The organism is Bradyrhizobium sp. 930_D9_N1_4 (genome assembly GCF_052076015.1).
GTDB lineage: Bacteria > Pseudomonadota > Alphaproteobacteria > Rhizobiales > Xanthobacteraceae > Bradyrhizobium.
This window is the reverse complement of record NZ_CP197236.1, coordinates 6,360,787-6,386,168: the sequence shown is the minus strand read 5'-3', so window position 1 is coordinate 6,386,168 and position 25,382 is coordinate 6,360,787. Positions and strand designations below refer to the sequence as shown.

The window sequence follows — 25,382 nt, the reverse complement described above, 5'->3', positions numbered from 1 at the left end:
GCGCTCTCTTACTGCGCCGCCGCTTCCCGTTTTCGCGTCGCCGTTGCAGCCGCTGCTTCGCGGTCCATCACGGCACGGCAGCCGGGGCTGACCTGCGCCTTCTTCTGCACCATGCAGGCGCGGATGCGCGGGATGTCGGGGATCTCGCTGGAGCACAGCCGCATCGCATCGCCCGAGCACATCTGCTGCGCTTCGGACGAGAAGGCGAGGCCGGGCGATGTCTGGAGAGTGATGGCTGTCGCGGCGAAGGCGAATAGCGAAGCGATGGTCTTGATGCGTGTCATGTAGAATGCGTCCCCGAGTTTCCGTGGGCTTGAGCCACTTGGTTTTGGGGCGCCGCACGCGACTTGATCTGCCGCATGTCTCAGCCTTCACGCGGAACCTCGATCCCGCATGTGGTCGCTCGATTTCTTGATGTTCGAATCGAAAAGTGCTGCGCCGCCCGAGCGAAGTATGCGCCATTGTCAAACAGCTGCAATGGGCGGCGCAAAGGAATTCGCAATTGTTGCGCGTCCGTCACGCAAAATGCGGACGCGCATTCAATGCCGGATTTACATGCCGTGGCTCTGGAACACCTTGCTGCACGACTTCGACAGTTTTGCGCGGTTGCCCATCAGGCACGACTGCACGGCACCGTCATTGCCGAGGTCTTTGCGGCAGAACTTCGACGCATCCCGCGAGCAGGCCTTCTGCTCCTGCGACGTGCCCATATGGCCCTGGGCAAAAGCGGAGACGCTCGAGGTGACGGCGGTCAACGTGACCGCTGCGAGAAGCAGGGCTGTACAACGCATCATTGGGTCCAATCGTGCTGATACAAGCAAGAATTTGCAGTCCCGTGAGAACTCGCCGATTTGCCGGACGTTCCCGAAAAGGGCAGCGCCGGGCCAGCCGCGCTGGCCTTTGGAACCCGCTATCCAAGCTTCCCGCCGCACTGCTATAAAAGCGGCGGTGTATGAGGGTGTTTGATGAAACGCTACCTGGTGTTTGCGCTGGTCGGGCCGTTCGTGGGCGGGTTCCTGTTGCTGCTGACGACGACCTATCAGTCCGGCTATTGGGCCCAGACCAGCCTCGGCGAGGTCGGCAAGCTGTTCGCGGTGTTCTTCAAGACCCTGCAATACAGCTATCTGTTCGGCTTCCTGCCGTCGCTGATGATCGGCGCGGTCGACGACATCCTGATCCACGTCAAGCGGATCCGCCCGGCGTTGCGGATGTTGCTGGTCGGCCTGTTCGCCTTCGTCCTGGCGTCGCTGACCTACAGCTCGCGCGGGCCGGATTCGGGGGCGGTCCAGTTCATCCTTTACGGACTGGTCGGGTTCGTGCCGTCGGTGATTTCGTCCTGGCTCGTGCATAGATATGTCGAGGAGCCGGTGGCCGCTGTGGCTCCGACCTGAGCGCGCGACCTTCGGGCGCAGCGCAGCAACCCTGCCGGCTTAAGCGCGTTTCCTCCAGGCGATGACCATGTCCGACGATGAAATTCTTGCTCCGCGCAAACCCCGTTCGGGGGGCCGCTCGCATGCGACCGGCACCCAGGGCCGCGGGCCGGTCATCGATCAGGACGGCCGCGAGATCCGCCCTGAAACGGTGGAACAGGGGTTTCAGGACGTTCGCTTCGAGTTCGGCAAGGACAATCCTTTTGCCGGCAACCCGTTTGCCAATCTGACGCGCGAGCAACGCATCGCGCGGATCGAGGCGATCGCAAAGCTGCTCGACGTCGCCTTCGTCGTGCCCGGCACCAATATCCGCTACGGCATCGACGGGCTGATCGGCCTGATCCCCGTCGTCGGCGACATCATCACCACCGCGATCTCGCTGTGGCTGGTGCGCGAAGCGCGGGCGCTGGGCGCGCCCTGGTATCTCACCGCGCGGATGCTCGGCAATGTCGCGGTCGACGGCGTCGTCGGCATCGTGCCGTTCGCGGGCGACGCCTTCGACGTCATGTTCCGCGCCAACATGCGCAACGTGCGCATGCTCCGCCGCTGGCTCGACAAGCAGCCGCGGATCTAGCGCTGCAACGCGGCGGGTTTCCCTACGTCGTCATTGCGAGCGCAGCGAAGCAATCCAGAGTCCCTCCGCGGAAAGATTCTGGATTGCTTCGCTGCGCTCGCAATGACGGTGGAGAGAGAAAGCCCCAAAAACGCAAAAAGCGCGACGGCCTTTCGGCCATCGCGCTTTCAGCGCACATCGGGCTTTGCGAAAAAGTTTACGCCGCGTCGGCGTCGGCCTCTGCGACCGGCTCGGGTTTGCGGTGACGCTCCAGCGGGAAGGCTTCGCTCTCATACAGCGAGCGGATGCCGTTCTGGTCGAAGCGTGCTTCCTCGACCTGGAGGTAGGCGCCGTTCAGCGAATCCGTCGGCAACTGCTCCATCGCGAACTGCACGGCTTCGGCCGCGGTGCCGAACCGGCGATACGTGAAGCCCGCGCGCTTCTTCTTGCGGATGGCAGCGGGGAAGAGTTCGGCGGAGGTGTTGAAGTTGAACGGACGCAGTGGACGCATGGTCAAAGACCTCGTGATCTTGTCTGGGGCTTTAAGCGCGTGGGGTTTGGGACGGCAGAGACCACGATCGGGTGGGCCCGCTGCACATCATTTTCGTCCTCTAATATAAGCCGATTTGACAAAATTGCGACCCCTGCGATGCGAGATGATGAATCCGCGCATGGCAGCTCCGCGAGCCAAATAAACCAAGCAATTTCAGCGGTTTATATGGTTCACAGTTTGCCAAGGAGCAGCAGGACGACCAGCACCACCAGCACGAGGCCGCCGAGACCCATGCCGGAATGGCCCATGCCGTAGCCATAGCCGCCGATCCGGCCGGACATGCCGCCCAGGAGATAAATGATCACCAGGATGATCAGGACGGTCCCAAGACCCATGGCATCCTCCCTGGCGGCCGCCGGACTGCACGCATCGGCCGTACCGCCAGAGAAGAAAAGCACATCGGGCCGCCGGGTTCCATGACGGAACCCGGCGGCCCGCAATGTTATTTGGGCTCGAGCTTCAGCGAAGCCGAATTGATGCAGTAGCGGAGGCCCGTCGGTCCCGGCCCGTCGGGGAAGACGTGGCCGAGATGGCCGCTGCACTTGGAGCAGAGCACCTCGGTGCGGATCATGCCGTGGCTGGCATCATGCTCCTCGTCGATATGGCTCTCGACCGCGGGCTGGGTGAAGCTCGGCCAGCCGCAGCCGGAATCGAACTTGGCATCCGACTCGAACAGCACATTGCCGCAGCCGGCGCAGACATAGGTGCCGGCGCGGTGGTCGTGCTCATACTCGCCGGAGAAGGGACGCTCGGTCGCCTTCTCGCGCAGCACTGCGTACTGCATCGGCGTCAGCTCGCTGCGCCACTGCTCTTCGCTCTTGGTGACCTTGTCGTCGGTGGTCTTCATTTTGGTGTCGGGCATGGGTCTCCCGTTTTTTCTGCGATCTCGCGATCAGTTGGTGGCCTTGCTGGCGCTGACCAGCGTCGGCTTCTCGATGTAGTTATCCGCGAACAGCTTTTTCAGGTTCTCGACCTTCGGAATGTCGTTATAGGCGATGTAGGGCTGGTTCGGGTGCAGCGTCAGATAGTCCTGGTGATAGGCCTCCGCCGGATAGAACGCCTCCAGCGCGCCGATCTTGGTCACGATCGGCTTGCCGTACACCTTGGCGGCGTTGAGCTGGGCGATATAGGCCTCAGCCACCTTCTTTTGCTCGTCGGAGGTGGTGAAGATCGCCGAGCGGTATTGCGGGCCGCTGTCCGGTCCCTGGCGGTTGAGCTGGGTCGGGTCGTGCGCCACCGAGAAGTAGATCTGGAGAATCTTGCCGTAGGAGATCTTCTTCGGGTCGTACTTGATCTCGACCGCCTCGGCGTGGCCGGTCCGGCCGCTCGAGACGGTCTGGTAATCGGCGGTCGCCTTGGTGCCGCCGGCATAGCCGGAGACCGCGTTGACGACGCCCGCGGTGTGCTGGAACACGCCCTGCACGCCCCAGAAGCAGCCGCCGGCGATCACGGCGGTCTGGAGTCCGGCCGCGGGGGCCGCATCCATGGCAGGGGCAGGGATCACGACAGCCTCTTCCGCGGCCCGCGACGGCATGGCGAAGGCCAGCGCCAGGGCGGTGGTTGCGGCAGCGGCGAGCAGGGACAGGATGGCAGGTCGGCGCATGGCGGTCCTCTTTCGTCAGGTTTTGCAGTCTAGGGCGGCCGGGGCAGGGCGGCCAGCCCGCCGGACTGCGTTTCGCGTCATTCGAGATACGGACGCAGACGGAGATTGTTACGATGCGGCGGACACGAGTCTGTGAAAAATAGCCTCATACGGACCCGCTTGGCGAAGCCGGGAACTCCGCGCTAGATGAACCCGCGCGATCGACGACCGACATAAAAAATGTGGTGGCTGGAGCCGACCTGACAACATGCTGCGCGTCATTCCCCTGACCCTCGCCATCCTCATCTCAGGCGCCGCGATGGCGGCTTCCGATCCGCAGGCCGGCGACGACCTTGCGACCTGCCGCGACCGCCAGGCCGAGGTCCAGGCCCGTGCGACGGCCTGCGACAATCTGCTAAACGCCGACAAGGTCGCCGGCAAGGACAAGGGTATTGCGCTGTCCGTGCGCGGCAACACGCTGATCAACAAGCGCGACTACGTCCGTGCGATCGAGGTCCTCTCCATGGCCGTCGATCTCGATCCCGACAATGTCGTCACGCTCAATTTGCGCGGCCTCGCCTATGAGCGCCGGGGCCAGGACGACCTCGCGATGGCCGACTACAATCTTGCGCTCCAGAAGCGTCCGACCTACGGCGTGCCCTACAACAACCGCGGCGTCATCCAGCTGCGCCGGGGTGCGCTGCAAAGCGCGCTCGACGATTTCAACCTGTCGATCAAATACACGCCCAAATTCCTGCTCGGCTGGACCAACCGGGCCCGCGTCCGCACGCTGATGAAGGATTATGGCGGCGCCATCGCCGATTTCGCGGAAGCCGAGAAGATCGATCCGGCCGCGCCGCAGATCGCCGGCAACCGCTGCATCACCTTCGGCTTGATGGGCAAATACGACCAGGCCTTTGCCGACTGCGGCGGCCTGATCGCGAAGCAGCCGAAAAACGTGTTCGCCCTCAACAACCGCGCCGACATCTCCATGCTGAAGGGCGACCTCGACGCCGCGCTGAAGGACTACAACGTTGCGATCCAGATCAACCCGAACAATGTCCGGGCCCATTCCGGCCGCGGCCAGATCTACGAGCGCAAGAAGGATCTCGCCCAGGCTCGCGCCGACTACCGCGCGGCGGCCTATTCGCTGACGCGGTTCGACGAGTTCGACGTCGCGCGCGCCCGTGCCGTCGCGCAGGAGCGGCTCGCCGCGTTGACGCCGCAGGTGCCGGCCGGCGCCACCGGGCGCCGCGTCGCGCTGGTGGTCGGCAACGGTGACTACAAGAACGTGCACGCTCTGCCCAATCCGCCGCGCGACGCGAAACTGATTGCGGGCGTGCTGCGCGATATCGGTTTCCAGACCGTGATCTCCGTCAGCGATCTCACCCGCGACAAGTTCTTCGAAGCGTTGCAGGCATTTGCCGCCGAGGCGGAGAAGGCGGATTGGGCGGTGGTCTACTACGCCGGCCACGGCTTCGAGATCGGCGGCGTGAATTATCTCGTTCCCGTCGATGCCAAGCTTGCCGCCGACCGTGATGCCGAGACGCAAGCCGTTGCACTTGAGCAGGTCATCGCGGCCGTCGGTGCTGCGCGAAAGGTGCGTCTGGTGATGCTGGATGCGTGCCGCGACAACCCGTTCGCGCCGGCCATGCAGCGCACGCTGTCGCTCAAGCTGGTCGACAAGGGCTTTTCCAACATCGAGCCCGGCGCGGGCTTCATGGTGGTCTACGCCGCCAAGCACGGCGAGACCGCGATGGACGGCGACGGCGGCGCCGACAGCCCCTTCGCCACCGCGCTCGCTCGCGAGATCAAGGTGCCCAAGGTCGAGATCAGGAAACTGTTCGACATCATCCGCGACGACGTCTGGTCCGCCACCAAGCGCGAGCAGCAGCCGTTTTCGTACGGCTCGCCGCCGGGCCGGGAGGATTTCTATTTCGTGGCTGGGAAGTGAGGTGGCTAGGTGTGAGACGCAACGGCGGAGCTTCAATCTCCGCTGTCGTCCCCGCGAAGGCGGGGACCCATAACCCCAGGGAGATGTGCGGGGCAAAGCTCCCACTCCGAGTCTTCGCCAAACTTCTCCCTGTGGGTATGGGTCCCGGATCTGCGCTTCGCTTGTCCGGGACGACGTGCGGTGATTGACGCCGCGGCGTTGCCACAGGTGCCGTAGGGTGGGCAAAGCGAAGCGTGCCCACGTATTTTGCTTTTGGAGAGAGATCGTGGGCACGGCGCGTTGCGCCTTTGCCCACCCTACGGCAGCCGTATTCTAAACCACGATACTCAGCCTTTTCGCCGCGCGCGTGATCCCCGTGTACAGCCACCTTGCGCGGCTCTCCTGAAACGCAAAGCTCTCGTCGAACAGCACCACGTCGTCCCATTGCGAGCCCTGCGATTTGTGCACGGTCAGCACATAGCCGTAATCGAACTCATCATAGGGCTTGCGCTGCTCCCAGGCGATCGCCTCGACGCCGCCCTCGAAGCAATCGGCGCGCACCGAGACTTTTGTCACTTTGTGGCCGAGGTCCTCGTCCGGCGACAGCCGCATGCTGAGGATGCGCGACTTCGAGCGCGAGGTGTTGCGCGACTTCACGCGCCACAGGCCGCCGTTGAACAGGCCCTTCTTGCGGTTGTTGCGCAGGCACACCAGCTTGTCGCCGGCCACCGGGAAGACATCCTCGATGTTCTGGCGCTGGCGCACCCGCATGTTGTAGGCGCGTCGCGTGTTGTTGCGGCCGACCAGCACCTGGTCGGCGGCCATGACGCGATCGGGGTCGAGCTCCCTGCGCGACACCACTTCGCTCTCGCCGTAACGGCCGATGTCGAGCTCGCGGCCTTCGCGCACGTCCATCGACATCCGCACGATCGGATCGTCCTGGGCCTGGCGGTGCACCTCGGTCAGCATCGCGTCCGGCTCGGTGTTGGTGAAGTAGCCGCCGCCCTGGATCGGCGGCAACTGCGCGGGATCGCCCAGCACCAGCAACGGGCAGTCGAACGACATCAGGTCGCGCCCCAACTCGGCGTCGACCATCGAGCATTCGTCGATCACGATCAGCTTGGCCTTGGACGCCGGCGCGTCGTCCCATAATTCGAAGCTCGGCTGCTCCTCGCCGGATTCGCGGGCGCGGTAGATCAGCGAATGGATGGTGGAGGCCTCGTCGCAACCCTTGTTACGCATGACGAGCGCCGCCTTGCCGGTGAAGGCGGCAAATTTCACCTCGCCGTCGACGCCGTCGGCAATATGCCGCGCCAGCGTGGTCTTGCCGGTGCCGGCAAAGCCGAACAGGCGGAAAATCGGCGGCGTGCCGTTCCGGCCCGGTTTGGCCTTGAGCCATTCGCCGACGGCTTTGAGCGCGGCGTCCTGATGCGGGGAGAAATTGGTCATATCTGTCTTGAGGAGGGGCGAAACGGAGCGATTCGCCACCCCCAAAACTAACCATTCGCCCCGCCGGTTCAAGCGCAGTCGTCCTGCTATCGCCAGCGGGAGCATCGCAAGAGGTCGTCATGCCCGGGCTTGTCCCGGGCATCCACGTCCTTCGTACCGCGTGGTCAGGCGTGGATGGCCGGGACAAGCCCGGCCATGACGCCTTGGAGGCTTTGGTGCCCAAACTGCCGGGTCATGTGCGACTGCCCTACTGCCAGCCGGGAACGCCGCGCATGTCGGGCAGATGGTGGGCGATGCCCTTGTGGCAGTCGATGCAGGTCTTTTCCTTGGTGAACAGGAAGCGCTGGTGCGCCACCGAGGCTCGGGGCGACTGCTTGGTGATGTCCATGGAATCGGCGCTGTGGCAGTTGCGGCATTCCAGCGAATCGTTGGCCTTGAAGCGCGCCCATTCATGCGCGGCCAGTTCGAGCCGGTGATCCTGGAATTTCTCGCGCGTGTCGATCGTGCCGAAGATCTTGCCCCAGACTTCCTTGGAAGCCTGCATCTTGCGCGCGATCTTGTCGGTCCAGTTGTGCGGCACGTGGCAGTCCGGGCAGGTCGCGCGCACGCCGGAGCGGTTGGTGAAGTGGATGGTCGACTTCAGCTCGGCAAAGACGTTGTCCTTCATCTCGTGGCAGCCGGTGCAGAATTTTTCGGTGTTGGTCAATTCCAGCGCGGTGTTGAAGCCGCCCCAGAAGATGACACCTGCCACAAAGCCGGCGAGCACGAGCGTGCCGAGCGCGAACACCGAGCTTGGCCGGATCAGCACGCCCCAGAGCTCGAGCGCGAAATCCCAGCAGCGCAGGATGAAGCCGCGTTTCGCTTTGGGTTCGTCAGCAGCCGTCGTCATCGCCGGCCACCGGGGCTTGAGCGGGAGAGCAGCGTGTCGATGTCGGTGAAGTCGTTGCTCACCGGCGGCGTCGCGGTGTTCTGCGGCACGTGGCATTCGGTGCAGAAGAAGCGGCGGGGCGAGATCGAGGCCAGGAACTGGCCGTCGCGATCCATGAAATGCGTGATCGAGACCATCGGCGCCTGCGATTCCGCCGTGCGCGCGCGCGCGTGGCAGGACAGGCATTTGTTGCCGTTGAGGTCGATCTGGTAGCCGTCGATGTTGTGCGGGATGACAGGCGGCTGCTCGGGATAGTTGCGCGATTCCCGCTCCGACGTGTTGCGGTTCGGCAGCATCGGCGGCGCCGGTCCTTCCTCATTGAGCGGCGCCGGGCCGCGCAAGCCTGAACTGACCGTCTGCGCGGTCAACGAACTCGCACCCGCGGCGATCGCGATCGCGAGCAGCGCAATTGCAAATCGGCTCATCATGACTGGGTCACCCGCTCGATGCGCACGGCGCATTTCTTGTAGTCGGTCTGCAGTGAGATCGGATCGGTGGCGTCCAGCGTCACCTTGTTGATCAATTTGGATTCGTCGAACCACGGCACGAACACGAGGCCCTTCGGCGGCCGGTCGCGTCCGCGGGTCTCGACGCGAGCGCGGATGAAGCCGCGGCGCGACACCACCTTCACTTCGTCCCCGCGCCGGAGCTTGGCGTCCGAGGCGTCGTCGGGATGCATGAAGCAGACGGCCTCGGGAAACGCCTTGTAGAGCTCGGGCACGCGGCGCGTCATGGTGCCGGAATGCCAGTGCTCCAGCACGCGGCCGGTCGATAGCCAGAACGGATATTCGTTGTCGGGCGATTCCGCCGGCGGCTCGTAAGGCAGCGCGAAGATGCGCGCCTTGCCGTCGGGGTAGCCGTAGAACTGCACGTCAGTGCCCTGCTTGACATAGGGATCGCTGCCCTCGCGGAAACGCCATTTGGTTTCCTGGCCGTTGACGACCGGCCAGCGCAGGCCGCGCTCTTTGTGATAGCTCTCGAACGGCGCGAGGTCGTGGCCGTGGCCGCGGCCGAACGAGGCGTACTCTTCAAACAGCCCCTTCTGCACGTAGAATCCGAACGCCTTGGATTCCTCGTTGGCGTAGCCTTGCTCGATCTCCGTCACAGGAAACTTGTCGACCTGGCCGTTCTTGTAGAGCACGTCGAACAGCGTCTTGCCGCGAACCTCCGGCTTCTTGGCGATCAGCTCCTCCGGCCAGACCTCCTCGATCTTGAAGCGCTTTGAAAACTCCATCAGCTGCCAGAGATCCGACTGCGCTTCGCCGGGCGCCTTGACGAGCTGGTGCCAGAACTGCGTGCGCCGCTCGGCATTGCCGTAGGCGCCTTCCTTCTCCACCCACATCGCGGTCGGCAGGATCAGATCGGCGGCGAGCGCCGTCACCGACGGATAGGCGTCGGAGACCACGATGAAATTGTCGGGATTGCGGAAGCCCGGATAGGTCTCCTCGTTGACGTTGGGGCCGGCCTGGAGATTGTTGTTGACCTGCACCCAATAGGCGTTGATCAGGCCGTCTTTCAGCATCCGGCTTTGCAGCACGGCGTGGGCGCCGTTCTTGTCGGGAATGGTGCCTTCGGGCAGCAGCCAGAGATGCTCGGCGTGATCGCGATGCGCCTTGTTGGTGACGACCATGTCGGCGGGCAGGCGGTGCGAGAAAGTGCCGACCTCGCGCGCGGTGCCGCAGGCCGAGGGCTGGCCGGTCAGCGAGAACGGGCTGTTGCCGGGCGAGGAGATCTTTCCGGTCAACAGATGGATGTTGTAGACGAGGTTGTTGCACCAGACGCCGCGGGTGTGCTGGTTGAAGCCCATGGTCCAGAACGACACGACTTTGGTCTTGGGATCGGCGTAGAGCTCGGCGAGCGCCTCCAGGCGATTGAGCGGCACGCCGGACATCTCGGCCGCCTTCTCCAGCGTGTAGTCCGAAACGAACTTGACGTACTCGTCATAGCTCATCTCGGTGGAGTCGTTGGCCTTGGCCGCGCCCGTCGCCTTCTTCTGCAGCGGATGCTCGGGCCGCAATCCATAGCCGATGTCGGTCTGGCCGCGCCGGAAGATCGTATGCGCGGCGACGAAGTTCTTGTCGACGCGTCCGGTCTTGATGATGTGGTGGGCGATGGCGTTGAGGATGTAGAGATCGGTCTGCGGCTTGAACACCATGCCGATGTCGGCGAGGTCGAACGAGCGGTGCTCGAAGGTCGAGAGCACGGCGACGCGGACATGCGGCGCGGACAGCCGGCGGTCGGCGAGGCGCGTCCACAGAATGGGATGCATCTCGGCCATGTTGGAGCCCCACAGCACGAACGCATCCGTGGCCTCGATGTCGTCATAGCAGCCGGCCGGCTCGTCGATGCCGAAGGTGCGCATCATGCCCGCGACGGCCGAGGCCATGCAGTGGCGCGCATTGGGATCGATGTTGTTGGTGCGGAAGCCGGCCTTGTAGAGCTTTGAGGCGGCGTAACCTTCCCAGATCGTCCACTGGCCGGAGCCGAACATCGCAAGACCGTTCGGCCCGCGCTTCTTCAGCGTCTCCTTCCACTTCACCTCCATGATGTCGAAGGCTTCGTTCCACGACACCGGCGTGAAGTCCCCGTTCTTGTCGTACTTGCCATTCGTCTTGCGCAGCATCGGCTGCGTCAGGCGGTCATGGCCGTACATGATCTTGGACAGGAAGTAGCCCTTGACGCAGTTGAGGCCGCGATTGACCTCGGCCTTGATGTCGCCGTGGGTGGCGACGACGCGGTTGTCCTTGGTCGCGACCATCACGGAGCAGCCGGTGCCGCAGAAGCGGCAGGCGGCCTTGTCCCATTTCAGTTCGGACGTGTCGCGCTCGGTGACGAGATTGGCGGCGAGCGCAGGTCGCGGCATGCCTGCTGCGGCCATCGCGATCGCGGCGGCCTCGAGCTTGAGCATCTGGCGGCGGTCGAGCTTTGGCGATGTCATGATGGCTCTTCCCTCGACTAGGCAGTTTCGATGGCGTGGAAAACGAGCGCCGCCGAATACACGTTCGGCAGCGACTGGATGGTGTTGAGCAGCGTGCCGAGGCTGCCGGCGTCGGGCGCTTCGGTCACGACGACGAGTTTTCCGCGCGCGTCACGGGCGTGAATCTCGCAACCGGGCATCGCAGCGATCTCGGCTTCCAGCGCGTCGAGCCGCTCGGGGCGCGCCTGCACGATGATACTGGCGATTTCGCAGCCCGGAGGTGAGATGATGCGGTCGGCGCTGAGCACCCGGCCGGTGATCAATGCGCGGCGGTTGAGTGTGGCGTGAGCCATGATGCCTGTCTTTCGCTGTTCGAGATCAATGCGGGGAGGGCGGCGGGCCGGGAGGGCCGGCAAACATCTGGTAGATCCAGACGCCGAGCCCGTACGAGCCGACCGTTCCGACCGCGAGGACGGGCATCACGACCGCGGTCAGGAACAGGAACGCAAAAATCTCCATGCGCTTACGGCGCACGCGCGACATCGTGTCGTCAGGGGCCGACATATTCGGTCTCTTTGAGCTGGTCTGGGAATCGGGACGGCATCCGGGCCGTTGCCTTGCCGCACTTTAGATGCGTTACAGCCGCTAACGCCTTGATCTGGATCAATCGGTCGAGTTCGCCGCACATCGTAAACGGGCACGGATTCGGCTGTCATTGCGACGTGCGGTCGATGGACCATCTCCCGCGCAGCGGAATTGCGAGTGCGTAGACAGCGCCGCCTCACGCACTAAGATGCGATTAAGAACAATAATGCGGGAGAGTCGTCATGAAGTTCGGCATCTTCTACGAGCTGCAACTGCCGAGGCCATGGGTGGCCGGCGACGAGCTCGCCCTCTACCAGAACGCGCTCTCGCAGATGGAGCTGGCCGACAAGCTCAATTACGACCACGCCTGGGTCGTCGAGCATCATTTCCTCGAAGAGTATTCGCACTCGCCCTCGCCGGAATCCTTCCTCGCCGCCGCCAGCCAGCGCACGAAGAACATCCGGCTCGGCCACGGCATCCTCCAGCTCACGACGAACCATCCCGCGCGCGTGGCCGAGCGCGTTGCGGTGCTCGATCTGCTCTCCAACGGCCGCTGCGAATTCGGCATGGGCGAGAGCGCGTCCATCACCGAGCTGACGCCGTTCGGCCGCGACATGGAGACCAAGAAGGAAGTCTTCGAGGAAGCGGTGCAGGCGATCTTCCCGATGTTCAAGGACGCCGGTAGCGAGCATCACGGCAAGTATTTCGACATCCCCCTGCGCAACGTCGTGCCGAAGCCGGTGCAGAAGCCGCATCCGCCGCTGTGGATGGCCTGCTCGCAACTGCCGACCATCGAACGCGCCGGCCGCCACGGCTTTGGCGCGCTGGGCTTCCAGTTCGTCAGCGCCGACGCCGCGCATGCCTGGGTGCACGCCTATTACAATGCGATGACCAAGCGGCTGAACAAGCTCGCCGACTACGAGATCAACCCGAACATGGCGCTGGTCTCGTTCTTCATGTGCGCCAAGACCGACGAGGAAGCGCGTGCCCGTGCCGACGGCGCCACCTTCTTCCAGTTCGCGCTGCGCTTCTACGGCGCCTCGCAGAACCGCCAGAGGCCTGCGCCCTATACCGTCAACATGTGGGACGAGTACAACAAGTGGAAGCGCGACAATCCGGAAGCGCAGGAGGCCGCACTTCGCGGCGGCCTGATCGGCTCGCCGGAGACGATCCGCAAGAAGCTGAAGCGCTTCCAGTCCTCGCACATCGACCAGGTCATCCTGCTCAATCAGGCCGGCAAGAACAGCCACGAGCACATCTGCGAATCGCTCGAGCTGTTCGGCCGCGAGGTGATGCCGGAGTTCCAGAACGATCCCGCGCAGGCCGCGTGGAAGCAGGGCGTGATGAGCGGCGAGATCAAGCTGGAAGAGATCGACACCGAGGCTTTTACGGATCGCTACGGCAAACTCGCCGTCAATGTCGCCCCCGCCAAGGCGGCGGCGGGATAGGCTGTTCGTCAAGTCATGCTGCTGACGCATTCTCTGTCTTAGTCGGTGACAACTTAAAACGCTGCGTGGGAACCCCTCGGGTTCGCACGACGGTTCCATAGTCAAGGGCACCACTCCGTAAAAGTCCGGCGCAAGCTTCATGAACGCTGCCGCGTTCGCTTGCCCTGTTTGCGGTGTCCGGAACCGACGACGAAAAAATCACAGGAGATATGATGCTGTTCCACTCGAGCGCCGCATTTTGCGGCGCCCTGGTCGCGCTTGCCGTTTCTGTTGCCGTTGCGCGTGGAGAAACACCTGGAGTTCACTCAAGCGCCGCCGTCGATGCCGCCTCCGGACATGCGGTCGTCGGCGCTGCGTCCATGTACAATCCGTTCAAGCCCGGCAAGGAGGAGGGCGGTCCGGGCACGGCGTCCGGCGAGCGTTATGATCCCTCCGTCTGGGCGGCTGCGATCAAGACGAGTCTGCGCAGCAGATTTGGTGGAGTCCAATTTGGCGAGAGGCCGAAATATGCCCTGGTCGAGGCCGTCGGCAAGAAGGTCATCGTCAAGATCAACGACGTGGGACCGCTCAGGCCCGGCCGCATCATCGACTTCAACGAGCGCACGATGCGCCATTTCGATCCGAGCCTGGAGCTCGGAATCATCGAGGACGTCAAGGTCAGCCCGCTTTCAGGAGACAATTGGACACCGGGCCCGGTGGGCTGAGCGGCTCACGCGGCAAAGCGGGCGTCGAGCCGGGCACTCTTGCAACCTGTGTTCGCCCCCGCTGGCCTGTCTGTCTTCCGCGGCCGTCACCTTGCTGCTATCCTTCGTCAAACAACGTCTTGCGGAGGAAAGGATGCGGTCTCAGGCGGTGCCCACACAACCGTCGGCGGGCGACGTCACGCCCGCGGTGCTCGCCATCGGCCGGCCTGACTTCGCGAATGTCCTGATCGACACGCTGCGCCGGCAGGCCGGGGTCGGTCATTGCATGGTGTTTGCGCTGACGCGCGCGGGCGCTGCAAGTTGTCTGCTCGATGCCGGCAACATCCCGACCGGCAGCGATCTCGGTGCGGCCTATGCCGGGCAGTTTCACGAATCCGATCCCAACCGCGATGCGCTGTTCGAGGCCGAGACCAGCGCGCCGATCATGCTGCCCTCGTTCGCGCCGCGCATGTATGGCGCGCGCTACCGCAAGCTCTTCTTCAACGACTCCGACATCGTCGACAAATGCGCCACCGCGATCTGGACCGGCGACACCTGCTTCTATGTCAACTTCTACCGCATCACGTCTCAGGGCCGCTTCGGCGATGCCGAGCGTGCGCGGCTTCGCGCAATCGCGCCGGCGATCGGCGCCAGCGTTGCACGCCATTTCCAGCAGGCCGCGACGCCCGGCCAGAACCTCGCCGCGCTGTTCTCGACGCGCGCGCCACTCTCCACGCTGACGCCGCGCGAGCAGGAGGTCTGCCGGCACATCCTCACCGGCTTCAGCTCAGAGGCGATCTCGCAGGCACTCGGCATCAGCCTCCATTCGACCCTGACCTACCGCAAGCGCGCCTATGAGCGCCTCGGCATCTCCTCGCAGAACGAATTGTTTTCAATCGTGCTGCGCCTGCTCGCGGGGCCAAGCGGCCTGAACTGAGGGAAGATGACGCCGTCGCAGCGCTCTCCGCGAAGTTGGCCTCAGATGCCGCGGATGAAGTCTGCCTTGCCGATCTCCACCCCGTTGTGGCGCAGGATCGCGAAGGCGATGGTCACGTGGAAGTAGAAATTCGGGATCACAAAGCCGAACAGATACTGCTTGGCGGGGAAGGTCATGTCGTTGCCGGCGAGCTTCTGGGTAACGGTGCGATCCTCGGCCCCCGTGAACGTCTCCGTCGGCACGCTCTCCAGGAAGGCGATGACCTTGGCGAGGCGGTCTCTCAGGTCTGCCACGGTCTTGTCCTCGTCGGGGAGGCTCGGGATGTCCATCTGGGCCAGGCGCGCTGCGCCGCCTCTCGCTGTTTCCGTGGCGCGATGGATCTGGGTCGAGAAGGGCAGCATGTCGATGGCCAACCGGCTGGCCATCAGGACGGTCGGGTCCACCTTCTTGCCCGCGGCATAGGCCGCTGCCTTGTCGATGATGGCGTCGAGATTCTTCAGCGAGCGCACCATGCCGGGAACGGCGGCGTCGTACATGGAGAGGGACAAGGCAAATCTCCTGACAGAGTGACCCACATTGCCGCTCGTCCGAGTGGGATTGCGGGATTTACGTACTATGGTGATCGCCATAGTATGGCGATCACCATAGCTCTGTCAAGCGAGGCGGGGTATGGTTGCGCTATGCCACGCAAAACCGACGCGCGCGCGCGCGCGATTGCCACCGCCGAACGACTGTTTCGTATCCAGGGTTACGCTGCGACCGGATTGAACCAGATCATTGAAGAGAGTGGTTCGCCCAAGGGATCGTTTTATTTTCACTTTCCGCGCGGCAAGACCCAACTGGCGGAGGAAACCATCGATCCTTACGTCGCGAAGCGAGCTGCCGTGTTTCGGCAGATAGCGGCGAACACGACAGGCGACGCGCCGGATTTTTTCAAACAGGTTTTTGGGGCAATCGCGGCCGAAATGATTGCCGACGACTTCCAGTATGGATGTCTCATGCAAAACCTGGCGAATGAGCTGTCGCCGCTGGACGCTGAGTTGACCCAACGGGTCGCACGCGGATTTGTCGATCTGACCGACATCATTGCAGAGCATCTCCGGGGTTGCGGTTTCGCTCCCGCGCGCGCATCCGCCAGCGCAGCCGCATTGATAGCTGCCATCGAAGGCGCACGAACGATTGCCCGTGTGGAACGCAAGCCGGCTATATTCAAGGCGCTGGCGGATATCTTTTGCCGAAGCTGCCCGTGATACGAGACGTGCGTCGTCCACGCCGCTAGCTGAATATCCAGCGGTACTCGCAATTCGTCATGCTGCCGAACAAGAGTTCGGCGTTAACCATCACGAACGGATCCCCTCCCAGCGCCATCGCTTCGAAGTTTCTTAAATTTTGCTGGGTACCTCTCTTGGGCATGGCGACCAGGGGAAAGAGTATGGGTAAGCGGGCCAAACGCGGCAAGGCGGAGACGCTCGCAATACCGATGGCCGCGCGCGTTGCGATTGGCGCCGTGGCCGTCGCGGTGGTGGGTTACAGTTTGCTATCTCCGCCGGCGAGCGTGCAGCCGGTGCGGAAGGCGTCCGCGCCCCAAGCGCAGGTCCAGGCTCAAGTCCAGGCTCAGGCGTCGTCAACACCGGTTTATGTGGCAACGCCTGTTCGTGCAGCAGCGCCAGTTCCGACGCCGGCTCCGATTCCGGCCCCGGCGCCTCTGGTCGAACCACCCAAAGCCGCCGCTGACGGTCCCGGCGCACTTGTCCGGCAGGTGGTCGACTACGCCAGCCGCCAGACGCCGGGCACGGTGATCATCGATACCGGAAACACATTCCTGTATTTCGTTCTGAACGACCGGCAGGCGATGCGCTACGGCATCGGTGTCGGCCGCGAAGGTTTCACATGGTCAGGTGAGCAGACCGTGGCTCGCAAGGCAGAATGGCCGGATTGGCATCCGCCTGCGGAGATGGTTGGGCGTCAGCCCTATCTGCCGCGGTTCATGGCGGGCGGTCCCGGCAACCCGCTCGGCGCCCGGGCGATGTATCTCGGCGAGACCGAGTATCGCATTCACGGCACCAACAATCCGGCTACGATCGGGAAGCGGGTGTCGTCCGGCTGTATCCGGCTGACCAATGACGACGTCACGGACCTCTACGAGCGGGTGAAAGTCGGAGCGAAAGTGATCGTGCTTCCGGCTACCGAGCCACGACGCCCATTCCAGGGCGTGCCGGCCGACGCCGCCTTCCGCTTGCCGGACCCGGCATCGCCGTCGAAGCGGCCCTTGGCGGCGAACGCGCAGATGCCGTCATCCGGAGCGAAGGTCGCCGAGGCCCGGTAACTCGCTTACAGCTGCAATGGGGCAGGTCAGGATTGAAATACTTCAGTAGCACCGCCGAGGGAGGTTTGAGGCTTCATACCAACTGAAGCATGCGCACGCATCGTGGTCGCGACGTGCGCGGAGGAAGGTGCGTCATGGGACGATCCAACGCGGACTGCCAATGGCCTGAAAAAAGGGCGAGCGATCGGCTCAGGATTCAGACTGCCTCCCTCAGAGTCGGTGTCGTTCTTGCTCTCCTGGGTGTTCTCCTCCCGTCCAGTGCATGGGCGCAGACCGGGGCCAGCGCGAAGCCTGATGACATCAAGGCGAATATCGCGAGAGTCGACAGCGACTTCATCAAGGCAAATACGAAAACATCCTGGGATTGGCCCACCGTCGGCCTCGACTACGCCGAAACGCGGTTCAGCAAGCTCAATCAGATCAACGCCGACAACATCGGGAATCTCGGGCTCGTCTGGAGTTACAATCTGGAATCATCGCGCGGGATCGAGGCAACTCCCCTCGTCGTTGACGGCATCATGTATCAGTCGGCGCCCTGGAGCGTGGTCCATGCCATCGACGTACGGACCGGGACAAAAATCTGGTCGTTCGATCCCGGTGTTGACCGGTCAAAGGGCTATCGCGGCTGCTGCGACGCTGTCAGCCGCGGCCTCGCGCTTTACAAGGGCAAGGTCTTCGTCGCCGCCTATGACGGACGCCTGATCGCGCTCGACGCCGCGACCGGGGCCAAGGTCTGGGAAAACGACACGCTGATCGATCACGATCATTCCTATACGATCACCGGCGCGCCTCGGGTCTTCAAGGGTAAGGTCGTGATCGGCCAGAGCGGTGCCGAATACGGTGCGCGCGGATATATCACGGCGTACGACAGCGAGACGGGTCATCAACTCTGGCGCTGGTTCACCGTGCCCGGCGATCCCTCGAAACCCTTCGAGGACGCGTCGATGGCGGCCGCGGCGAAGACCTGGGATCCCTCGGGCAAATATTGGATCAACGGTGGCGGTGGCACGCCGTGGGACACCATCACGTTCGACCCCGATCTGAACATGGTCTATGTCGGCACCGGAAACGGCGGTCCCTGGAATCGCAAGCTTCGCAGTCCGTCGGGTGGCGACAATCTTTATCTGGCCTCCATCGTCGCGCTCAATGCCGACACCGGCCAGTATATCTGGCACTACCAAGAGACGCCCGGCGACAATTGGGACTACACGTCCACCCAGCCGATGATCCTGGCCGACATCAAGATTGATGACGAGCCGCGCAAGGTGATCCTGCACGCGCCGAAAAATGGCTTCTTCTTCGTCATCGATCGCACCAACGGCAAGTTCATCTCGGCGAAAAACTTCGTCGATGTGAATTGGGCGACGGGTTACGACGCCAACGGACGGCCGATCGAGCTGCCGGCTGCGCGCGGCGAAGAGCCCTACGAATCCATTCCGGGGCCGGACGGAGCTCATAACTGGCACCCGATGTCGTTCAATCCGCTGACCGGTCTCGTCTACCTTCCGGCGCAACACATCCCGGTCAATCTGACGCCGGAAAAGTCATTCGTGCAGAATGCCACTGCGCCGGGCAAGATCGGCGGCATATTGGGTGCGAATCTCGGCTTCGCTTTCAACCCGTCGCCGAAGTCTACCCCGTTCGGACGTCTGCTCGCCTGGGATCCGGTGCATCAAAAGGAAGTCTGGCGGGTCGAGCACGTGTCGCCGTGGAACGGCGGCACGCTGACGATCGCCGGCAATCTGGTTTTCCAGGGGACGGCGGATGGCCGCTTCGTCGCTTACGACGCAGCAAAAGGAGCCAAGCTGTGGGAAATCCCGACCGGCACCGGCGCGGTGGCGGCTGCCGCGACCTACATGGTCGATGACAGGCAATACATCTCGATTGCGGTCGGGTGGGGCGGCTCTTACGGCCTTGCTCATCGTGCGACCGAGTACCAGAACCCGGGAACGATCTATACCTACGCGCTCGGCGGCACGGCGAAGCTGCCGGAGTTCGTCAAGGTTCAGACCGAAGGTCTGCTGCAGGGCGTGAAGTACGATCCGAAGGATATCAGGGAAGGCGGGGACATCTATCTCACGGCGGCCTGCATAGCCTGCCACGGTGTGCCTGGCGTCGGCCGCGGCGGCAACATCGTCAATCTTGGCTATGTCCCCGCCGAAGTGATTACCAATCTGAGGAGTATCGTCTTCCACGGTCCATTCCGCGACCGGGGCATGCCTGATTTCAGCGGCAAGTTGAGGGAAGGGGACATCGCCAAGCTCCAGGCCTTCATACAAGGAACTGTCGACGCCATCAGACCGAAGAGCAGGTGATGAGCCGACGTATGACCACAGGTCCCGCTGGCGTCTGTCCCCATCGCGAGGGACAGACGCCAGCGCCGGATTTCGCTAGTCTGGCCTGAAGGAAACGAGACCCAGGGGAGACCGCCTTGAGCACCGCGCCGCGCATCGACATCGACCCTGCCGCGTTCTGGGCCGACCCCTATCCGATGCTCGCGACAATGCGCAAGGAGGCGCCGATCGCCTTCGTGCCGCAGCTTGGTTCAACGCTGCTGACCAGCCGCGACGACATCTCGATCTCCGAGAAACAGATCGACGTGTTCTCCTCGCACCAGCCTGCCGGCCTGATGAACCGGCTGATGGGCCACAACATGATGCGCAAGGACGGCGAGGCGCATCAGGTCGAGCGGCGCGCGATGTTTCCGACGGTGTCGCCGAAGACGGTGAAGGCACATTGGACCGCTTTGTTTCAGGCCCATGCCGACCGCATTCTCGCTTGCGTCGCGCCCGGGCGGATCGATTTCATGCGCGACTTCGCGCTGCCGTTCTCCGGCGAGTGCCTGAAGTCGATCACCGGCCTCACCAACATTCGATATCAGGACATGGACGCGTGGTCGCAAGGCATGATCGAGGGCATCGCCAATTACGGCGGCGCCCCCGAGGTCGAGGCGCGCTGCCATGCCGCGACGTCGGGCATCGATGCCGCGATCGATGACATCCTGCCGGTGCTGCGCAAGAATCCCGATCAGAGTATTTTGGGCGTGCTGCTCGCCGCGGGCATGCCGATGGAGAGCGTGCGCGCCAACGTCAAGCTTGCGATATCCGGCGGCCAGAACGAGCCGCGCAAGGCGATCGCCGGCACCGTGTGGGCGCTGCTCTCCCATCCGCAGCAGCTCGATCTCGTGCGCAAGGGCGAGGTCACCTGGCTCGAAGCGTTCGAGGAATATGCCCGCTGGATCTCGCCGATCGGCATGTCACCGCGGCGCATCGCCAAGCCGTGGAGCATCCGCGACGTCGCCTTCGAGACCGACGAGCGTGTGTTCCTGATGTTCGGCTCGGCCAACCGCGACGAGAAGCATTTCGAGCGCGCCGACCAGTTCGACGTGCGGCGTGATACGGCCAAGAGCGTCGCCTTCGGTGCCGGCCCGCATTTCTGCGCCGGCGCCTGGGCCTCACGCGCCATGATCGCCGACGTCGCGTTGCCGACGGTGTTCGCGCGGGCCACGAAGCTGGAGATCGCCGATGACGAGCCGGTGCGCATCGGCGGCTGGGCGTTCCGGGGCTTGCAGAATCTGCCGGTGAAGTGGCTGCATTAGTTTAGTTTACAGGGCGCCCTCGCCACCACGATGGTGTCATCGCCCGGCTTGACCGGGCGATCCAGTATTCCGAGACAGCGCAAGGATGCGGAGAGGCCGCGGCGTACTGGATGCCCCGCCTTCGCGGGGCATGACAATTGAGGTTTTGGTTAGAGCTTCATGCTCCACCAGCCCGACTCTCCCATGATGCCATCCTACCCCTGTTTTGCCCGACGGGTCAAATCTATTTTCGGATAATCGGTAAGTTCTTGATTTCGCCGGCCCCGGCTACTGTGCATGGGGTTGTTTTCGCAGTTTTTGGTTCCGGCCGCGTCCTGAAGGCCGAACGCACCGGGCCTTCACATCCGTGTGCAGAAAAATTCCATCTTCATTCGCTCCGCCGCTTGAAAGATTAATCATGCGCTTGTCGCAAGCGCAGTGCTCGCATCGCTATTTTTCCGCGTGTCTCGACACCTCCGCCGCTCCGCACCATCATTCACAAAACGCGAATGATGACGGCCGCACGCGGCCCGGAGTGTGGAATGCAGCGTCGTGACTTTCTGAAACTGTCTGTTGGAACCGCAGCCGCGGCTGCGTTCGCCGCGCACGCGAACGCGCAAGGCGCGGTGAAGGAAATTCGTATCGGCTACCAGAAGACCGGCGTGCTGGTTGTCACGCGCCAGCAGGCCGCCTTGGAAAAACATTTCACGCCGCAAGGCATCGACGTGAAATGGGTCGAGTTCTCCTCGGGGCCGCCGATGATGGAGGCGATGAACGTCGGCAGCGTCGATTTCGGCTCGGTCGGCGATTCCCCGCCGGTGTTTGCGCAGGCCGCCGGCGCCGCGATCGTCTATGCCGCGGGCCAGCCGATCACCAACGGCCAGGGCATCCTGGTGCCGAAGGACTCGCCGATCCGTACCATCGCCGACCTCAAGGGCAAGCGCATCGGCTTCACCAAGGGCTCCAGCGCGCACAACATCGTGGTGCAGACGCTGGAGAAGGCGGGCCTCACCTATGCCGATATCACGCCGGTCTATCTGACGCCGCCGGATGCAGGTCCCGCCTTTGCCAACGGCAGCATCGAGGCCTGGGCGATCTGGGATCCGTATTTCGCGATCGGCGAGACCAAGCAGAACGGCCGCATCCTGATCAACTCGCGCGAGGTCACCAAGACCAATTCCTTCTACATCGCCAACCGCGAGTTCGCGAAGAACCACGGCGCCATCCTGCAACAGATCGTCGACGTGACGACCGCGGCGGGCAAATGGGCCGAACAGCACCGCGACGACGTCGCCAGATCGCTCGCCGCGATCACCGGTGTTCCGCTCGACATCCAGACCGTCGCCGCCAACCGCGCCAACTTTGTGGTCGGCCCTGTCACCGAAGACATCGTCGTCACCCAGCAGGGCGTTGCCGACCGCTTCTACAAGCTCGGCCTGATCCCCAAGCCGATCGTCATTCGCGACATCGTCTGGCGCAATCCGGCAGCCTGATCGTGCCGACCGATCTTCCCATCCAGAAGGGTTTGAACATGAGGCGTATCATTCAGCGTCTGATTGCGGCCATCGTGCTGTCGGTGGGCATCGTCGCCGCCGCGGTCGGCACCTCCTACGGCCAGGACAAGGTGGTCCGCATCGGCTACCAGAAATACGGCAAGCTGGTGCTGCTCAAGAGCAAGGGCACGCTGGAGCCGAAGTTGGCTGCCGACGGCTACAAGGTGGTGTGGACCGAATTCCCCTCCGGCCCGCCGCTGCTCGAAGCGCTCAATGTCGGTGCGATCGATTTCGGCAACACCGGCGAAGCCCCGCCGATCTTCGCGCAGGCCGCCGGCGCGCCGATCCAGTATGTCGCCTATGAGCCGCCGGCGCCGAAGGGCGAGGCGATACTGGTGCCGAAGGACAGCCCCTTGAAATCGGTCGCCGATCTCAAGGGCAAGAAGGTCGCGCTCAACAAGGGCTCCAACGTCCACTACCTCCTGGTCAAGGCGCTGGAGAAGGCGGGCGTGAAGTACTCCGAGATCGAGCCGGTGTTCCTCGCACCCGCCGATGCGCGCGCCGCCTTCGAGCGCGGCGCGGTCGATGCATGGGTGATCTGGGATCCGTTCCAGGCCGCCGCGGAAGCCGCCACCGGTGCGCGCACGCTCGCCGATGGCACCGGCATCGTCGCCAACTACCAGTTCTATTTCTCCTCGAAGAAGTTCCTCGATGCCAATCCGAAGATCGTTGACGTCGTCCTCGCCGAACTCAGCTCGGTCGATGATTGGGCCAAGGGCGACATCCACGCGGTGGCCGAGCAGCTTGCGCCGGCGATTGGATTGTCCGTTCCGGTGGTCGAGGTGGCGCTGAAGCGGCAGTCCTACGGCATCAAGCCGCTGACCGATGCCGTCATCGCCGATCAGCAGCAGGTGGCCGACGCGTTCTTCGCGCTCAACCTGATCCCGAAAGCAATCAAGATTTCCGACGTGGCTCGGAGGCCAGGAACGTGAGTAGGGTCATGAGTAAGCAATCCAACGCCAACATCCTCTGGTTCCTGCCGACCCACGGCGACGGCCGTTACCTCGGCACGGGAATCGGCGGACGGGAAGTGAACTTCAACTATCTGCGCCAGGTCGCGCAGGCCGCCGACCAGCTCGGCTATTTCGGCGTACTGCTGCCGACCGGGCGCTCCTGCGAGGATTCCTGGATCGTCGCGTCCTCAGTCGCGCCGTTCACCGAGCGGCTGCGCTATCTCGTCGCCGTCCGCCCCGGCCTGCAATCGCCGAGCGTTGCGGCGCGCATGACCGCGACGCTGGATCGCGTCACCAATGGCCGGCTACTCGTCAACGTCGTTACCGGCGGCGATCCCGTCGAGAACAAGGGCGACGGCATCTTCCTCAGTCATGACGAGCGCTATGAGGTCACCCGCGAGTTCCTCAACGTCTATAGCGACCTGCTCGCCGGCAAGACCGTCGACGCCGACGGCAAGCACATCCGTGTCGAGGGCAGCAAGCTGCTATTCCCTCCGGTGCAATCGCCGCGTCCGCCGCTCTATTTCGGCGGCTCGTCCGATGCCGGCATCGACGTCGCGGTCGATGCCGTCGACAAATATCTCACCTGGGGTGAGCCGCCGGCGCTGGTCGCCGAGAAGATCGCCAAGGTGAGGGCGGTCGCAGAGGCGCGCGGCCGAAAGCTCTCCTTCGGTATCCGCCTTCACGTGATCGTCCGCGAGACCAACGAAGAAGCCTGGCGCGCGGCCAACGAGCTGATCAAGCATGTCAGCGACGAGACCATTGCGACCGCGCAGAAGAATTTTGAGCGAATGGACTCCGTCGGCCAGCAGCGTATGGCGCAGTTGCATGGCGGCAAGCGCGACAAGCTCGAGATCGCGCCGAACCTGTGGGCCGGTGTCGGCCTGGTGCGCGGCGGCGCCGGCACGGCGCTGGTCGGCGACGCTCAGACCGTCGCGGCACGCATCAAGGAGTATCAGGACATCGGCATCGATACCTTCATCATGTCGGGCTACCCGCATCTGGAGGAAGCCTATCGCTTCGCCGAACTGGTGTTCCCGCTGCTCTCGCTGGAGCAGCCCTCCAACGTGACCAAGCTGCATTTCAACGGCGGTCCCTTCGGCGAAACGGTCGGCAGCGATTACCGTCCGCAGCACAAGGTGTCGCAATCATGAGCCTGATCGACAGCGTCTCACTCCCGCGCAACTTCCGCCTGCCGCGCGTCGACGGCCTGATCCAGTGGATCGTGCCGCTCGCCATCATCGCGATCTGGCAGGTCGCGAGCGTCACCGGCTTCGTGCCGGTTCGCGTGCTGCCGGCGCCGAGCGATGTCGCGCTGGCGGGCTGGAAACTCCTGCTCTCCGGTGAGCTGCTTCGCAACATCTGGGTCTCGTTCTGGCGCGCCTCGATCGGCTTCCTGATCGGCGGCGGCATCGGCTTCGCCTTCGGTCTTGCCAACGGCCTGTCGCAGCTGTCAGCCAAGCTCACCGACACCACGCTGCAGATGGTACGCAACGTGCCGCATCTGGCGCTGATCCCGCTGGTCATCCTGTGGTTCGGCATCGATGAGAGCGCCAAGCTGTTTTTGGTGGCGCTCGGCGTCTTCTTCCCGATCTACCTCAACACGCTGCACGGCATCCGCACCGTCGATCCGCAGCTGATCGAGATGGGCCGCATCTACGGCATGACCGACAGCGAGCTGTTCCGCCGGGTGATCTTCCCGGGTGCGCTGCCATCGATCTTCGTCGGCATCCGCTTCGCGCTCGGCATCATGTGGCTGACGCTGATCGTCGCCGAGACCATCGCGGCGTCCTCAGGCCTCGGCTACATGGCGATGCAGGCGCGCGAATTCATGCTGATCGACGTCGTCGTGCTTTCGATCCTGATCTACGCCCTGCTCGGCAAGCTCGCCGACAGCGCCTCCCGCGTGCTGGAGCGGGCGACGCTTTCCTGGCACCCCGCCTTCCAGAAACGTTGAGCAGAAAGACTGGGAATC

The 25,382-nt window shown here is 63.6% G+C and carries 27 protein-coding genes; 14 read left to right on the top strand and 13 right to left on the bottom strand.

Going from position 1 to position 25,382, the window contains the following annotated elements; genetic code table 11:
• Window positions 1–8 precede the first annotated feature (8 nt).
• Both AB7532_RS30395 and AB7532_RS30390 read right to left on the bottom strand, forming a co-directional pair.
• Window positions 9–284 (bottom strand): hypothetical protein, encoded by a 276-nt coding sequence (locus tag AB7532_RS30395; protein ID WP_441238353.1) that lies wholly within the window; start codon window positions 282–284, stop codon window positions 9–11.
• Between the two features lie 267 nt (window positions 285–551).
• A complete protein-coding gene (locus AB7532_RS30390; protein ID WP_441239384.1) occupies window positions 552–791 on the bottom strand; it encodes a cysteine rich repeat-containing protein in 240 nt (79 codons plus the stop codon).
• Between the two features lie 174 nt (window positions 792–965).
• Here AB7532_RS30390 and AB7532_RS30385 point away from each other — a divergent pair, with 174 nt between their 5' ends.
• Together AB7532_RS30385 and AB7532_RS30380 are read left to right on the top strand one after the other, a co-directional pair.
• On the top strand, window positions 966–1,391 hold the full coding sequence (locus AB7532_RS30385; RefSeq protein ID WP_441238352.1) for a DUF5413 family protein: 426 nt from the start codon (window positions 966–968) through the stop codon (window positions 1,389–1,391).
• Window positions 1,392–1,452: 61 nt separating this feature from the next.
• A complete protein-coding gene (locus AB7532_RS30380; RefSeq protein WP_441238351.1) occupies window positions 1,453–2,004 on the top strand; it encodes a DUF4112 domain-containing protein in 552 nt (183 codons plus the stop codon).
• A gap of 196 nt (window positions 2,005–2,200) precedes the next feature.
• Here AB7532_RS30380 and AB7532_RS30375 read toward each other — a convergent pair whose 3' ends face one another.
• The 4 genes from AB7532_RS30375 to msrA form a co-directional block, all read right to left on the bottom strand.
• Complete coding sequence (locus tag AB7532_RS30375) at window positions 2,201–2,494, bottom strand: hypothetical protein (RefSeq protein WP_045007794.1); 294 nt, start codon at window positions 2,492–2,494, stop codon at window positions 2,201–2,203.
• 212 nt (window positions 2,495–2,706) lie between these two features.
• Window positions 2,707–2,871 (bottom strand): DUF3309 family protein, encoded by a 165-nt coding sequence (locus AB7532_RS30370; RefSeq protein WP_441238350.1) that lies wholly within the window; start codon window positions 2,869–2,871, stop codon window positions 2,707–2,709.
• 107 nt (window positions 2,872–2,978) lie between these two features.
• Complete coding sequence (gene msrB, locus AB7532_RS30365) at window positions 2,979–3,398, bottom strand: peptide-methionine (R)-S-oxide reductase MsrB (protein WP_441238349.1); 420 nt, start codon at window positions 3,396–3,398, stop codon at window positions 2,979–2,981.
• Window positions 3,399–3,428: 30 nt separating this feature from the next.
• Complete coding sequence (gene msrA / locus AB7532_RS30360) at window positions 3,429–4,139, bottom strand: peptide-methionine (S)-S-oxide reductase MsrA (RefSeq protein ID WP_441238348.1); 711 nt, start codon at window positions 4,137–4,139, stop codon at window positions 3,429–3,431.
• Between the two features lie 247 nt (window positions 4,140–4,386).
• On the opposite strand from msrA, the gene AB7532_RS30355 reads away from it, so the two are divergent.
• Window positions 4,387–6,072, top strand: a complete 1,686-nt coding sequence (locus tag AB7532_RS30355) for a caspase family protein (RefSeq protein WP_441238347.1) — start codon at window positions 4,387–4,389, stop codon at window positions 6,070–6,072.
• A gap of 312 nt (window positions 6,073–6,384) precedes the next feature.
• Here AB7532_RS30355 and AB7532_RS30350 read toward each other — a convergent pair whose 3' ends face one another.
• The 6 genes from AB7532_RS30350 to napE form a co-directional block, all read right to left on the bottom strand.
• Window positions 6,385–7,500: an ATP-dependent DNA helicase gene (locus tag AB7532_RS30350; RefSeq protein WP_441238346.1), complete on the bottom strand. Its 1,116-nt coding sequence runs from the start codon at window positions 7,498–7,500 to the stop codon at window positions 6,385–6,387.
• Window positions 7,501–7,747: 247 nt separating this feature from the next.
• Window positions 7,748–8,389 carry a NapC/NirT family cytochrome c gene (locus AB7532_RS30345; RefSeq protein WP_441238345.1) on the bottom strand — a complete coding sequence of 214 codons (642 nt, stop codon included), beginning with the start codon at window positions 8,387–8,389 and terminating at the stop codon, window positions 7,748–7,750.
• Window positions 8,386–8,856, bottom strand: a complete 471-nt coding sequence (locus AB7532_RS30340; protein WP_441238344.1) for a nitrate reductase cytochrome c-type subunit — start codon at window positions 8,854–8,856, stop codon at window positions 8,386–8,388. The genes AB7532_RS30345 and AB7532_RS30340 overlap by 4 nt, the downstream gene beginning before the upstream one ends.
• Complete coding sequence (napA, locus tag AB7532_RS30335) at window positions 8,853–11,366, bottom strand: nitrate reductase catalytic subunit NapA (protein WP_441238343.1); 2,514 nt, start codon at window positions 11,364–11,366, stop codon at window positions 8,853–8,855. The genes AB7532_RS30340 and napA overlap by 4 nt, the downstream gene beginning before the upstream one ends.
• A 17-nt stretch (window positions 11,367–11,383) precedes the next feature.
• Window positions 11,384–11,698, bottom strand: a complete 315-nt coding sequence (locus AB7532_RS30330; RefSeq protein WP_441238342.1) for a chaperone NapD — start codon at window positions 11,696–11,698, stop codon at window positions 11,384–11,386.
• A gap of 25 nt (window positions 11,699–11,723) precedes the next feature.
• Window positions 11,724–11,909 carry a periplasmic nitrate reductase, NapE protein gene (napE, locus tag AB7532_RS30325; RefSeq protein WP_129275299.1) on the bottom strand — a complete coding sequence of 62 codons (186 nt, stop codon included), beginning with the start codon at window positions 11,907–11,909 and terminating at the stop codon, window positions 11,724–11,726.
• Window positions 11,910–12,172: 263 nt separating this feature from the next.
• Between napE and AB7532_RS30320 the strand changes: the two genes are divergently transcribed.
• The 3 genes from AB7532_RS30320 (at window position 12,173) to AB7532_RS30310 (ending at window position 14,998) form a co-directional block, all read left to right on the top strand.
• A complete protein-coding gene (locus AB7532_RS30320; protein WP_441238341.1) occupies window positions 12,173–13,378 on the top strand; it encodes an LLM class flavin-dependent oxidoreductase in 1,206 nt (401 codons plus the stop codon).
• Window positions 13,379–13,587: 209 nt separating this feature from the next.
• A complete protein-coding gene (locus AB7532_RS30315; protein ID WP_441238340.1) occupies window positions 13,588–14,082 on the top strand; it encodes an RlpA-like double-psi beta-barrel domain-containing protein in 495 nt (164 codons plus the stop codon).
• Between the two features lie 133 nt (window positions 14,083–14,215).
• Window positions 14,216–14,998, top strand: a complete 783-nt coding sequence (locus AB7532_RS30310; RefSeq protein ID WP_441238339.1) for a helix-turn-helix transcriptional regulator — start codon at window positions 14,216–14,218, stop codon at window positions 14,996–14,998.
• Between the two features lie 41 nt (window positions 14,999–15,039).
• On the opposite strand, the gene AB7532_RS30305 is transcribed toward AB7532_RS30310, so the two are convergent.
• Window positions 15,040–15,546, bottom strand: a complete 507-nt coding sequence (locus tag AB7532_RS30305; protein WP_441238338.1) for a DUF1993 domain-containing protein — start codon at window positions 15,544–15,546, stop codon at window positions 15,040–15,042.
• Window positions 15,547–15,678: 132 nt separating this feature from the next.
• Between AB7532_RS30305 and AB7532_RS30300 the strand changes: the two genes are divergently transcribed.
• The 8 genes from AB7532_RS30300 (at window position 15,679) to AB7532_RS30265 (ending at window position 25,364) form a co-directional block, all read left to right on the top strand.
• Window positions 15,679–16,248 (top strand): TetR/AcrR family transcriptional regulator, encoded by a 570-nt coding sequence (locus AB7532_RS30300; RefSeq protein WP_441238337.1) that lies wholly within the window; start codon window positions 15,679–15,681, stop codon window positions 16,246–16,248.
• Window positions 16,249–16,430: 182 nt separating this feature from the next.
• Window positions 16,431–17,324 (top strand): L,D-transpeptidase, encoded by an 894-nt coding sequence (locus tag AB7532_RS30295; RefSeq protein WP_441239383.1) that lies wholly within the window; start codon window positions 16,431–16,433, stop codon window positions 17,322–17,324.
• 134 nt (window positions 17,325–17,458) lie between these two features.
• Window positions 17,459–19,639, top strand: a complete 2,181-nt coding sequence (locus tag AB7532_RS30290; RefSeq protein ID WP_441238336.1) for a PQQ-dependent dehydrogenase, methanol/ethanol family — start codon at window positions 17,459–17,461, stop codon at window positions 19,637–19,639.
• Window positions 19,640–19,755: 116 nt separating this feature from the next.
• Complete coding sequence (locus AB7532_RS30285; RefSeq protein ID WP_441238335.1) at window positions 19,756–20,922, top strand: cytochrome P450; 1,167 nt, start codon at window positions 19,756–19,758, stop codon at window positions 20,920–20,922.
• Between the two features lie 521 nt (window positions 20,923–21,443).
• Window positions 21,444–22,394 carry a sulfonate ABC transporter substrate-binding protein gene (locus tag AB7532_RS30280; protein ID WP_441238334.1) on the top strand — a complete coding sequence of 317 codons (951 nt, stop codon included), beginning with the start codon at window positions 21,444–21,446 and terminating at the stop codon, window positions 22,392–22,394.
• Between the two features lie 38 nt (window positions 22,395–22,432).
• Complete coding sequence (locus AB7532_RS30275) at window positions 22,433–23,386, top strand: sulfonate ABC transporter substrate-binding protein (protein ID WP_441238333.1); 954 nt, start codon at window positions 22,433–22,435, stop codon at window positions 23,384–23,386.
• Window positions 23,387–23,394: 8 nt separating this feature from the next.
• Window positions 23,395–24,561, top strand: a complete 1,167-nt coding sequence (gene ssuD, locus AB7532_RS30270; RefSeq protein ID WP_441238332.1) for an FMNH2-dependent alkanesulfonate monooxygenase — start codon at window positions 23,395–23,397, stop codon at window positions 24,559–24,561.
• Entirely contained in the window at window positions 24,558–25,364 is an 807-nt protein-coding gene (locus tag AB7532_RS30265) for an ABC transporter permease subunit (protein ID WP_441238331.1), read from the top strand. The genes ssuD and AB7532_RS30265 overlap by 4 nt, the downstream gene beginning before the upstream one ends.
• The last annotated feature ends 18 nt before the right edge of the window (window positions 25,365–25,382 follow it).